This is a genomic window from Clostridium sp., from assembly GCF_032576335.1.
Taxonomy (GTDB): domain Bacteria; phylum Bacillota; class Clostridia; order Oscillospirales; family Acutalibacteraceae; genus Faecalispora.
The window spans coordinates 1-12213 of record NZ_JAWFXC010000002.1; the positions used below are offsets into that span (position 1 = coordinate 1).

Annotated in this window: 13 protein-coding genes; 7 read left to right on the forward strand and 6 right to left on the reverse strand. The window is 43.4% G+C overall.

What is annotated here, in order from left to right; genetic code table 11:
* Positions 1–407: 407 nt before the first annotated feature.
* Positions 408–1520, reverse strand: a complete 1113-nt coding sequence (mltG, locus tag E7L17_RS02010) for an endolytic transglycosylase MltG (RefSeq protein ID WP_316321605.1) — start codon at positions 1518–1520, stop codon at positions 408–410.
* 285 nt (positions 1521–1805) lie between these two features.
* On the opposite strand from mltG, the gene E7L17_RS02015 reads away from it, so the two are divergent.
* From E7L17_RS02015 to E7L17_RS02025, 3 genes are all read left to right on the forward strand, one after another.
* Positions 1806–2177: a type II toxin-antitoxin system PemK/MazF family toxin gene (locus E7L17_RS02015; RefSeq protein WP_085833723.1), complete on the forward strand. Its 372-nt coding sequence runs from the start codon at positions 1806–1808 to the stop codon at positions 2175–2177.
* A gap of 89 nt (positions 2178–2266) precedes the next feature.
* On the forward strand, positions 2267–2452 hold the full coding sequence (locus tag E7L17_RS02020; protein ID WP_316321606.1) for a spore coat protein: 186 nt from the start codon (positions 2267–2269) through the stop codon (positions 2450–2452).
* A gap of 14 nt (positions 2453–2466) precedes the next feature.
* A complete protein-coding gene (locus tag E7L17_RS02025) occupies positions 2467–2763 on the forward strand; it encodes a spore coat protein (protein WP_085833721.1) in 297 nt (98 codons plus the stop codon).
* Positions 2764–2892: 129 nt separating this feature from the next.
* Here the strand turns inward: E7L17_RS02025 and E7L17_RS02030 are convergent, their stop codons facing one another.
* From E7L17_RS02030 to E7L17_RS02045, 4 genes are all read right to left on the reverse strand, one after another.
* Positions 2893–3567, reverse strand: a complete 675-nt coding sequence (locus E7L17_RS02030) for an amino acid ABC transporter permease (RefSeq protein WP_316321607.1) — start codon at positions 3565–3567, stop codon at positions 2893–2895.
* Positions 3567–4322, reverse strand: coding sequence for an amino acid ABC transporter permease (locus tag E7L17_RS02035; protein WP_316321608.1), 756 nt, complete (start codon positions 4320–4322; stop codon positions 3567–3569). The genes E7L17_RS02030 and E7L17_RS02035 overlap by 1 nt, the downstream gene beginning before the upstream one ends.
* Positions 4323–4393: 71 nt before the next feature.
* Positions 4394–5239: a transporter substrate-binding domain-containing protein gene (locus E7L17_RS02040; protein WP_316321609.1), complete on the reverse strand. Its 846-nt coding sequence runs from the start codon at positions 5237–5239 to the stop codon at positions 4394–4396.
* 73 nt (positions 5240–5312) lie between these two features.
* On the reverse strand, positions 5313–6035 hold the full coding sequence (locus tag E7L17_RS02045) for an amino acid ABC transporter ATP-binding protein (RefSeq protein WP_316321610.1): 723 nt from the start codon (positions 6033–6035) through the stop codon (positions 5313–5315).
* 966 nt (positions 6036–7001) lie between these two features.
* Between E7L17_RS02045 and E7L17_RS02050 the strand changes: the two genes are divergently transcribed.
* The 4 genes from E7L17_RS02050 (at position 7002) to E7L17_RS02065 (ending at position 11241) form a co-directional block, all read left to right on the forward strand.
* Positions 7002–8207, forward strand: coding sequence for an aconitase X catalytic domain-containing protein (locus E7L17_RS02050; RefSeq protein WP_316321611.1), 1206 nt, complete (start codon positions 7002–7004; stop codon positions 8205–8207).
* Between the two features lies 1 nt (position 8208).
* Entirely contained in the window at positions 8209–8622 is a 414-nt protein-coding gene (locus E7L17_RS02055) for an aconitase X swivel domain-containing protein (RefSeq protein WP_316321612.1), read from the forward strand.
* A 34-nt stretch (positions 8623–8656) separates the two neighbouring features.
* Positions 8657–9625: a C-terminal binding protein gene (locus tag E7L17_RS02060; protein WP_316321613.1), complete on the forward strand. Its 969-nt coding sequence runs from the start codon at positions 8657–8659 to the stop codon at positions 9623–9625.
* 284 nt (positions 9626–9909) lie between these two features.
* Positions 9910–11241 (forward strand): Na+/H+ antiporter NhaC family protein, encoded by a 1332-nt coding sequence (locus tag E7L17_RS02065; RefSeq protein ID WP_316321614.1) that lies wholly within the window; start codon positions 9910–9912, stop codon positions 11239–11241.
* 147 nt (positions 11242–11388) lie between these two features.
* On the opposite strand, the gene larE is transcribed toward E7L17_RS02065, so the two are convergent.
* Complete coding sequence (gene larE / locus E7L17_RS02070) at positions 11389–12210, reverse strand: ATP-dependent sacrificial sulfur transferase LarE (protein ID WP_316321615.1); 822 nt, start codon at positions 12208–12210, stop codon at positions 11389–11391.
* Positions 12211–12213 lie beyond the last annotated feature (3 nt).

Here is a 12213-nt window from a genome sequence, read left to right on the forward strand (position 1 = left end):
AAAACAATTAGAAGAGGATAAGTTACAAGACCAATTGACATTTAGAGAATACGAAGACCCTTTCAAGGGTAGCAAGTAACAAGCTATTGCAAGTGTCAGGCCGTAATATGCCCTTGCAAGGGCGGCCAGTAATGGAGCCTTATAGGCGACTAAGAAAAACCGCCGGCTTAGCCGGCGGATATTTATTTCCTTGGATATAAGTATACATTGCATTTAGTCTACAAAAACACTCGGCTTTTCAAACCACTATGCAGAAGATTTCTCAGTGGCTTTGCTTTTACGTGCGAAGTGAGGCTGTTAAAGTTTATATTCATAGCTGATTATTAAAGAACATCCCCGATTTTCCTGCCTTGGAGTGGAAAATCAGGGATGTTTTACTTACAGTAGCTTTTGCTAGAGATTAAATCTCAGCGTAGCCCGGCTGTTATGAGGTTCTGGTTGTGCTCTTCCAGCGTTTCAGCGTAGTACCCCACGCCAGCAGCCGAGTGGCAGAAATAATAATAGTTTGAGCTAGTTGGGTGAAGTGCAGCGTCAATGGCGTTGGCACCAGGGTTGTTAATCGGCCCTGCAGGCAGACCAGTTATACTGTATGTGTCATAGGTGCTGGTAAAACCCGCGGGGGCATCCGACTTTACACGGTAAGGGTAAAATACCGTAGAATCAAACTGAAGCTTCGGTGTACCGTTGGCTTGCCCGTTCGCAAGGCGATTGTGCAAAACAGAGGATACAAGGTACATATCGCTGGTGCTGGATGCCTCAGCTTGAATGAGAGACGCCATTGTGAGAACCTGGTCGACGGTCATTCCCTGTGCGGCTGCTTGTGTTTGTATGTTAGTAAGCTTATTCTGCATGTTGTTAAGCATGCGCTTTAAAGCATTGGAGGCACTGTCTCCCTTATAAAAATTATAGGTGTCTGGAAAGAGATACCCCTCAAGTGGGTAATAGCGGGAAGATGGGTTTGAGAGTGAAGCAATAAAGCTGTAATTATTAAATTGTGTACTTTTCGCCGCCAAAAGCACGTCGCTTGCGCTACAAACCTTGTTTTTCTCAAGAAGCGCCGCGATCCCCATCAGGTTTGTTCCTTCCGGGAAAGTAATGTTCACCGTAGCCGATAAATCAGACTGATGAATCAGTGAGGTGGTCCAGCTTGTTACTCCGTGTGGTTTCGCTCCCTTCTCCACCATTACCTTTATGGAGGCGTGAACTCCCTTTATTTCAGACGTTATGTAGGTCACTCCTGCTTTTAGCCCGGTAATACGGTATTTCCCGGTTCCGGCAATGCGGGTTACTTTTGCAATACCATCTCGTGAGGACCAAACCTTTACATCCTCCTGTTTTAAAACAGAGCTGCTAACAGAGGCTTTAAAATCATAAATTCCACCGGGAGCCATGGTATAGCTGCTGGTGTCCATACTCAGTTTCCCTACTACTGCATCGGCCTCTGCGGCATAAGCTACAGAAGAAGACATTATCATTAAGGCAGATAACAAAACAGCAATTCGCTTTTTTGCTTTTCTCAAGCTATTTCGCCCCTTTTTTCTTTTTATTTTCATTATATTCTTTTTCTTTTAGAAAGCAAGTAGCTATAAGGAAAACAGCAATCCTATGCAGGTAAACGTTTTTTGTTACGAATACACTTTTTAAATCTCACTGTCAATTGGCGGGTAAGCTAATATTATGTAGAGAGGCGCAAACCCCTATAAAGAGATAAAAAAGAAAAAAATTTAAATTATTGAATGAAAGTTTTTATAAGAGGCAAAAATAGGATTGGGCCCAAACATTAAATTATTCGGAGCGTGAAAAACGTGAATGTCAGAAGAGGCGAAATTTATTATGCTGATCTCAGCCCGGTAATCGGGTCTGAACAAGGCGGGGTAAGGCCGGTACTGATAGTCCAGAATGATGTCGGTAACCGATTCAGCCCCACCGTAATTGCAGCAGCGATCACTAGCCAAAGGGCGAAAGCTAAATTGCCGACACACATTATGTTGGATGCAGAAACCACAGGATTAGCGAGAGATTCCATTGTGCTTCTGGAGCAAATCCGCACCATAGATAAACACAGATTAAAGGAACGTATGGGGCGACTAGACCATGGGTCAATGTCGTTGATTGATCAGGCGTTGTCTATCAGCTTTGGCTTAGAACCTGAAGCAGAGGTCAGGCAGGCTACATAGAAATGCCTGAAAACATCAACCTGAAGAATATTCTTTACCGGATTCGCAAAGAATAAGGATATAAAGCGAATAATAAGGAGGTAAAGAAAATGGCATCATTAACCACAAAGGAGCTTTCTGCAATTGAAGACCAGCTGAGCGGAGAAAAACTTTTAATTACAAAGCTGAAGGCTTACTCTCAGGGATGCACAGACCAGCAGCTCAAGCAGCAATACGATGATTTGGCCTGCAAGCATCAGCAACATTACGATAAGCTTCTCGGATTTTTGAATTAAAAGGAGAGATGAAAATGGATCAGAATCAAAGCCAGAATCAAACGCAATCCTGCATGCAGGATAAAGAGGTTCTTCAAGACGTACTGTCTTCGCAAAAAGCGATTACCAGTACCTATAATACGTTTACCAATGAGTGCGCAACTCCAAATGTGCGTAATGAGTTCATGAACATCCTCAATGAAGAGCACCAACTTCAAGCGCAGATTTTTGATGAGTTGCACAAGCGCGGTTGGTACCCCACTCCGGCAGCGGAGCAGCAGAAAATTGACCAAGCAAAGCAAAAATTCCAAAATATGAATCAGAACGGCTGATTCCTAGCGAACTGCAAAAAGGCCTCAGGCACGGGTTTAATCCCATGTCTGAGGTCTTTTGCAAGAAAAAGAGTGGAATAAAAAAGTAGGTAGAATTGTATCCATTCGCCGGCCATACACACCAAATACTTATGCTTCCACCAAAACAGGCACCTTCACAATTTGCCCCTTTGTGTTTTGCCTGCGCACTATGGTGGAGAGAGTAAAATTAATGATGAAATACATGCCAGCCATGAAAGCAAATAAAATAAACACTTGCGTGGAGGAAGCGAAACGACCCATTAAAATCATACCCTTGCCGGTGAACTCCTCGATCGCGACCGCCCATAAAAAGGAAGTGTCTTTTACTGTTGTAATCATCTGCGAGAGCAGAGAGGGCACAATGTTTTTAAAACACTGCGGAATAATAATAAACCAAAGCGTCTGAAAGAAACCAAAGCCCTGAGAATACGCCGCTTCAAACTGCCCCTTTTCTATGGAATTCAGTCCGCCACGCACAACTTCAGCCATTATCGCTGTTGTAAAGATAGACATAGAGAGAATACCGGAGTAAAGAGCGGGGATAGGGACCAGAAAGCGGATGGCCAATATCCAAAGAATTAGCGGAGTATTGCGAAAGGTTTCAATATAAACCGCCGCGAGCTTGCCGAAAATACCTCGATCGTAGTTTCGAATCAGCCCCAGAATGGTACCAAAGAACAGCGCAATTGCTATGGTAGTGGTTGCAATAAAGACGGTTGTTCCTATCCCGTTTAGTAGAAAAAAAACATTATCCCTTGAGAAGATGCTGCTTAGTAGTTCCATTACGCTGCTCCTTTCTTAGAAAGCTCGGGCAGGCTGCCCCAAAACACTTTTTTGCTTTTTGCGGGTAATGCAGTTGCCTGAATATCGTGGCTCTTTAGCTTCTGCTCGTAATTGCGCGCCCAAGTAGCAAGCGGGAAGCAAAGGGCAAAGTATAACAGGCCGGTAATGGCATAAGCTGGGCCGTAAAGCAGCTGGCTGCTTGCCCAAGAGTCTGCACGGTACATCAAGTCGCCACCGGCGATCATAGCGAGCACAGAGGTGTTTTTAATTAGGTTTACGGCTTGGTTCGTCAGCGGCGGTAGCACGATTTTTACTGTTTGCGGTAATATGATAAACCGCATCGCCTGCACATGGGTAAAGCCTTGGCTTTTCGCCGCCTCCATTTGTCCTGCCGGAATTGACTGAATTCCAGTTCGAACAACCTCGCTAATATATGCACCGGTGTAAACTCCGATTCCAAGTACGCCAATCGTGAATTTATCCAGCATTACACCAACAAGCGGAAGACCGTTGTATAAAAAGAATACCTGAATCACCAATGGAATGTTCTGAATGAACTCTACATAAACACGGCTGATTCCTTTTAGACCGCGGTGGTGCGAGGAAGAAAATATACCAAAGACTATCCCCAAAAGCAAGGCAAGCGCCAATGCGAGTGTTGCAATCAGTAGTGTGGTTAAAAAACCTTCCGCAAATGTTTGCCAGTCGAGAAATAACCTTCCCCATTTATCCAAAGAAAAAGGTGAATTGTTCATCCCTTATCCCTGCCTTTCTAAAAGATGAGTCTGAGGGTGCGACCCTCGCAAAACTTAATGAGTTGTTGGAATTAACTTAGGTGCCATTTGGCAATCATCTTATCCAGCTCTCCGTTGGACTTCAGCTTGCTGATTTGTGCGTTCACGTATTCAGCAAGGTCTTTGTTATCGAGCTTGCTGGCAACACCATACTGCTGGGGTGCATATTTTTCACCTAAGATAGTAGTGGTATCATCTACATATCCACTTAAAATAGAGCCGTCCACCGCGAAGCACTGTACCCGTCCGGAATCCAACGCGGCTTTAATTTCGGGGTAGGTGGCGTATTCATCAAACTTTACGTTTAATTTATCTTTTTCAGCCGCTGCCTGAATGGCTTTCATGCTGGTCGAGCTCTGTGCAACACCAATGGTCTTACCTACCAAATCCTTTAGGCCGGAAATACCGGAATCCTTTTTCACCATCAGTTTTACAGCATCCGAAAAATAAGGGTCGGAGAAGTTGTAAACCTTTTTACGCTCATCGGTAATGGTAAAGGTTGCGATCACCAAATCGACTTCGCCGTTATCCAGTAAAGGGCCGCGTGTTTTGGCGGTAACTCCTTGTGTGTTTACTTTCTTCTCATCGCCGAGAAGGTCTTTGGCAATGGCTTTGGCCAAGTCTATTTCAAACCCCTCAATTTCGCCGGTTTTAGTATTTTTAAGCCCAAAGTTTGGAACGTCTACCTTTACGCCGACCTTCAACACACCGGCAGATTTAATTTTATCTAATGTAGGAGTAGCAGTTGCTGCAGAAGCAGCAGCTCCGCTGCTTTCTGCTTTGCTGCCGCCAGCCGGAGCAGAGCCCGCACACGCGGTTGTCATCGCCAGCATAGAAACCGCCATAAGTGCCGCACAAGCTTTTTTGAATGTTGTCATGTAAAATCTCTCCTTTATTTCTGTGTGTATTAATACCCCCTTCTATTAAGAACGGGAAGAAATTAAATCAAAGCTACTTTAAAATTTTGCTTAGGAATGCTTTTGTTCTTTCATTTGTGGGGTTTTCAAAAAAATGTTCCGGCTTCCCCTCCTCAAGAATGACACCATGATCCATAAAGATGATACGGTCTGCTACCTGTCGAGCGAAGCCCATCTCGTGTGTAACCACCACCATCGTAATGTTGATACGGGAGAGCTGAATCATTACATCTAAAACCTCTTGTACGGTTTCGGGGTCGAGCGCACTGGTTGGTTCATCGAATAAAATGATTTTTTGTTTGGTAGCTAAAGCACGTGCGATAGCAACTCTTTGCTGTTGGCCACCGCTTAAGGTGGTGGGGTATACGTGCGCCTTGTCACGCAGTCCAACTACATCCAAATATTCGTAAGCACTTTTTTCTGCTTCCTCTTTGCTCATATGCTGTAATTTGATGGGCGCTAAGGTAACGTTTTGCAGTACTGTCATGTGTGGGTAGAGGTTAAATTGCTGGAATACCATTGCAATGTTATTGCGAACAATATCGTTTTTGTTCTTTGTGTTGAGCTCTTCACCGTCAATAAAAACCTCGCCGGTGGTTGGTTCCTCTAAAAAATTCATGCAGCGTACCATTGTGCTTTTGCCGGAACCGGACGGCCCGATAATAACGAGCTTTTCACCTTCTTCTACGGTAAGGTTTATATCCTTTAGCACATCCAAGTTGCCAAAGCTTTTATAAACATGGTTTAGCTTTATCATCGCTCATTTCCCTCCTGTATGAAAAAGTGCCAAAACACTCGCGAGTAATCGTCGAGACTGCTTTTTGAAGTTTTAAATATTAAATCCTGCATTTGCGGTTTTTGTTATCATACTCTTGCAAATAAAAAATGTCAAATTGGTTTTTCAAAGGAGTTGATTAAAAATGACATAAAACAACGATAAAACGAGTGTTCAGCAGAGAAACGAGGTCGATATTTAGAGGATTAAACTAAAATGCTTCTCTCTTGTTAATTTTATTTCTACCTATTTTGCAATTAAAAAACAATAAAAATAATACGTTTTTGAAAGTTTATATAATTGAAAATTCAAAAACGTATTATTTACGCTTTAAGCTTATAAAAAATCTATACTTCTTTATTCATAGAATAACTCTCGTCAGAATATAAAAGGAGTATACATTAAGAATATACTTTTAACATATCTAAAAATTGGTAAAGCGTTTTTTTTATTAAAATCAAAAGCAATTTTTGAAGATAATAAAAATTAATGTTTTATACATCATTTCTAATTTTTTAATAATTAAAGAATAGTAAAATTTTATAAAATAACGATGTTTGTTCAATTGAATGCTAAAAGAATCGAAAAATATAACTGTATAATTATGCGTTGGTGAAACTTGTTAACAGCAACAAACTTGTATTTTTGTAAATTAATTTGTAGTTTTATAGAGTGAAGATTGATAATAAACCAAAAAATATTTTACTTTTTTTGATTTTTTAGATGTTTTTTCGACAAAATAGGTGTATAATACAGAAAAGTAAAAAGAAGAGTCTTTAATATCGCGGCTCAAAGATGTCGCGATCCTCTTTTCACTTTTTCAGTTTCGCACGCTAATGTATTACCTTAAAATGCAGGCGCTGTGAAACAAGGTTGTCCCTATCATTAAAGCAGTAACCCATCCGGCCTTATTGTAGGCTGAGAATCTTAAATAAGGAGAAAAGTGATATGAAGCTGACACAAGAACAGCAAGATATGCTGGACGGTAAATACGGCAAAGGAACCGCATACGCAATGAAAATTCAGGTTGCAATTGGTGAATCCTTTGACGCAGAACGAATGGTTCCTATTACAAGAGCGCACGTTGCGCTGAGCAATCAGGAGGCAGACCTTTGGTTTGCAGAAAAGCTACTGAGTGCTGGTGCAAAATGTAGGGTATCACCAACGGTAAACCCCGGGTTCTGTCTTTCTTTCTTTAAGAGCCGCGACATGGTTCCCCCAGAATTCGCAGATTTAATGCAGAGGACACATAACGCTTATAAGGCATTGGGCGCAGTACTTAGCTACAACTGTACCCCTTACATTGATACGAATGTTCCCAATTACCAGGAGGTAATCGCCTTTTCCGAATCCAGCGCTACACCATATGTAAACTCGGTTTGGGGAGCCAGAACAAACCGTGAAGGTGCAAACAGTGCGTTTTGTGCTGCGGTAACCGGCTTTGTACCAGAATATGGCCTGCTGTTAGATGAAAACAGGAAAGGTAATATTCTCGTTGAAGTTCAGGCAGACATGAAAAACGATTATGATTACCATATGCTTGGCATGATGGGTAAAAAAATCGGCAATGGCATTCCGGTGTTTGTAGGCCTACCCAAGCATATCAGCAAAGAAGCACTTCGTAATCTAGGTGCTGAGCTCAATACCTCCGGTGCTTATGGCATGTACCATATTGTTGGCTTTACACCGGAAGCTCCAACGCTCGAAGCGGCATTCGGTGGCAAAGAGCCGGAACGTAAAGTTGTGATTACCAATGAAGACCTTCAGGCAGAGTTGGAGAAAATCTCGCTGGAGGGGAATCGAAAAATCGATTTTGCCATGTTTGGCTGCCCTCACTTTACATTAGAAGAAGTAAAGCACATTGCAGAGCGAATTGACGGCAAGAAACTGGAAAAAGAAATGTGGATTCTCACCTCCAGCCATGTAAAAGAGATGGCAGTTCGCATGGGCCTTGATGACATTATTACGCAGGCGGGAGGCTTTATTGTGCCGGACACCTGCCCAGACCAACCCTGCTGGGGTCATCTAAATGGCAAAGTGGGGATTACCGAATCGCCCAAGTGTGCCTATTACCCACAGCGCAGAGGAATTCATTTTGTAATACGAGATTTGGATACCTGCATTGAAGCAGCATTAACTGGTGAGGTGAGATAAAATGGAGAAAAAAGTATTTCATTGCCATAAAATTTCTGAGGGTGTCGTAGAGGGAGAAGCAATCGTATCAAAAGATAACATCATGTTTTACCTGATTGACCCCAAAACTGGTACGGTAATTGAACCTGCCCATGATTTAGAAGGAAAGAGCGTCGCCCAAAAGATTTTAATTTTCCCGAGTGGAAAGGGCAGCTCGGTTGTGCAGGCGGATGGGATTTATCAGCTTAATATGCAGGGCAATGCACCCAAAGCGATGATTTTGCAGCACCCAGAAACTGTTTTAGTCTCCAGTGCAATCATTATGGAGGTTCCGATGGTAGACAAGGTTGACCCGGAATTTTACAATGTGGTAAAGGATGGAGACCGTATCCGTGTAGACGCAGACCATGGTACGATTGAAATTTTAGCAGAGTAAGGGATAGACCTTATTCGTTTAGGAGGAATACAGAATGAATCGCCCCTTGTTTTGGTTTATTGATGAAGAGTGGAAAGACTACGATTTAGAAGTGAGTGTTTTAAAAGAGCAGTATCCCGATTGTGAACTGCGTTTTTCCACTTATGATTATGAAAAGGATTTAGAGGAGTTCGGCTGGAAAGCCGACGCCATTATTGCACAGGTTTATGCACATATTCCCTCCGCTGTGATTGAGCGGCTGCAAAACTGCAAAGGAATTGCCGTGCTCGGCGGCGGTTACGACCGTATTGATACAGCAGCGGCTCGTGCTAAGGGAATTAGCGTTACAAATGTGCAGGGCTACTGTGCGGAAGACTTGGCGGATTATGTGCTCGCTTCCATCTTCCATTTCTATAAGGGCTTAACCCAATACAACAACAATTTAAAAAACGGGGAGTGGGGAGCGCAGGCAGTTACGCACACGCCGCACCGTATTTCACAATCTACACTGTTTGTTATTGGGTGCGGCAGAATTGGCAGTACGGTAGCTAGTCACTGCCAGAGCCTTGGTATGAAAGTAGTTGCTTATGATCCTTTCCAAGAGGATGAAGCACTTTTAAAGCAAGGCATTGAACCAGTTACCATGGAGGAAGGGCTCCGGCAGGCGGATTATGTAAGCGTAAATGTGAAGCTTGAGGAAAGTACCACCGGCTTAATTGGCGAGAAAGAATTCTCAATGATGAAGCCCAGTGCCTATTTTATTAATACTGCACGCGGTGCAATTGTAAAAGAAGAAGATTTAATTAGGGCACTAGAAAACCGTGTCATTGCGGGAGCGGCATTGGATGTCATTACGCATGAGCCGCCAAGAGAGAACGAGCCGATTTTTGACGCTCTCAATTGCATTGTTACCCCTCACATTTCTTACATTTCTCAAGAGTCTTTTGAGGAACTGCGCACCCGAGCCGCATGGAATGCCATTCGCATGCTGCGTGGAGAAATTCCGAAAGATTTAGTGAACTAGGCTAGGGGCTGTTTGTTTGATTAACAAGCCCGAATAGAAACGGAGAATTTAGAATCTGTTTCGAAAAATCATCATCAGGGCTATTAGGGTGAGCCGCTGTAAGGAAGGAGATGGGAGATTGCCCATAGCTGTGTTCTGAAAAAAGATAGGGCAAAGAATATTTAGGGGATAAAAAAGAATCGCGGCTTTCCTGACGGTTTCGTGTGGTGTGGGAAAACAGGTCGGGGAAGGAACCTCAACAGAAGAAGAGTAGAGAAAAGAAACAGAATATTGGAGGGTGTTATATGATCGCATTGTTGACGAATCCTATACTTATTGCGGTTGTGGTCATGCTGGTTTTGTGTTTTGTTAAAGTCAACGTTATTTTCGCACTCATCATTTCTTCACTTGTTGGCGGTCTTTTATCTGGAATGACTATTCCAGAAACAATGACGCTGTTTACAGACGGCATGGTGGGAAACTGTGAAGCGGGACTAAGCTATGTAATGCTAGGTGCTGTGGCAGTTATCATTGAGCGCTGCGGACTTACAAGCAGGCTGTCTGGTAAGTTGGGAGGTATTATCAAAGGCAGCAAAATAAAGCTGCTCTTAATTTTCATATTCCTGTCTTTCTTATCGCAGACCTTTATTCCAATCCATATCGCATTCATGCCAATGATTATTCCGGGCTTGCTGGTATTAATGAATGAGATGAAGCTTGACAGACGCCTTGCCTCCTGTGCTTTGGCGTTTGGTCTAAAGGGGACCTGGGTCACATTTCCGCTTGGATTTGGTTTAATCTTCCATACCATTGTATCTCAAAACATGACGAAGTTCGGTATGCCAATTGCCGTTATGGATGTTTGGCACTATACCTGGTTTCTCGGCTTTGGTACACTCGTTGGATTCATCGTTGCGTATTTCCTTTACAAAAAACCCAGAGAGTACGCAATGGGAGACAACAGCTTTGTACAGGAAGAAATCGTTGCGGAAAACAATGTGGGCGGAAATGGCAAAGCACTTATGAAAACACAGTGGGCTGCGCTCTTCAGTGTGCTTACCATTGTAATAGTGCAGCTTATTTTTGACACCATGATTTTAGGTGCTTTGTCTGGCCTGCTGCTGTTCCTACTGCTGGGCGTAGTAAAGCTAAACGATATGCAGAGTGCAGTAGAAGAAGGTATTGGCATCATGGGCTTCATGGCTTTTGTAATGCTTACTGCCGCTGGTTTCAGCAACGTGCTGAGCAATAGCGGACAGATTGATCCCTTGATTCATTCCACGATCGCCGTACTCGGTACCAACAAGGTTGTTATTGTGGTAGTGTTGATTCTTCTGGGTCTTATTCTTACCATTGGTACCGGTTCATCGTTTGGTACGGTTCCGATTTTGGCAGCGCTGTATGTTCCGTTTGCACAGGTTATGGGCTTCAGCGTTGGAGCAACCGTCATTCTTATTACCGGTGCCGCAACAATGGGCGAGTGTGGCTCTCCTGCTTCTGACTCCACCTTGGGGCCAACGGCTGGTTTAAATGCCGATGGGCAGCACGATCATATTTGGGATAGCTGCGTACCGCAGATTATTACTCTTGTATTAAGCGCACTCATCTTTGGAATTGTTGGAGCCTTGATTTTCTAAAATAAACATAAGGGGCAAATTCTCTAAACAAGAGAATTTGCCCCACTATTTTCCGTTCCAAAGCTCAATGAGAATTGTTTGAAGAGAGTGTTATGAAAAAAGCCCGCTTCCGCTTTTATACAAGGCAGAAGAGGGCTCATCTATTATTTATTTGGCTGTTAGCGATAAGGTTTCATTCATACTACCGGTACGGTAGCCAGTAATATCAATCGAAACATATACGAACCCAAGCTCCTTGAGTTTGGTCGATATGGTATGGCGAATCTCTTTCTCAATCAGCTTCGGGTACTGCTCTTCCTCCACCTCAATGCGTGCTAAATTGCCATGGTGACGAACCCGTACTTGGCGAAAGCCTAAATCCAACAGAATCTGTTCGGCTTTATCGATTTGGCTGAGCTTTTCTTCCGAAATGGTTTCTCCATAAGGGAAGCGAGAAGAAAGGCATGCAAACGAGGGTTTGCTCCAAGTAGGCAGGTTTAACTCTTTAGATAACATACGTATTTCAGACTTAGACAGATTGCAATGCCGTAAGGGGCTTTTGGCATTTTGCTCGGCTACGGCAATCAGGCCGGGGCGGTAATCGCCGTTGTCGTCTAAATTGGAGCCCTCCACAATTTCTTTTAGCCCGAGTTTATTTGCAACACTTCGTATTTTTTGGAAGAGCTCGGTTTTGCACAGGTAGCAACGGTTTACCGGATTTTGTGAAAAGCCGGTAATGTCGAGTTCTTCGGAATCAACAATGATATGCTGAATGCCATTGCGCTCACAAAAGAGTTTGGCTTCGTTAAGCTCCCTTTGGGGGAAACTGCATGAGCGTGCGGTAACGGCAACTGCTTTCTCTCCCAATACGTTATGTGCTACGGTAAGCAGAAACGTAGAATCCACCCCGCCGGAGAACGCTACGGCAACACTTTCTAAGGAACGCAGGTATTCCTCGAGCTGTTCCTTTTTCTTTTGAAGTTCATTCATGCG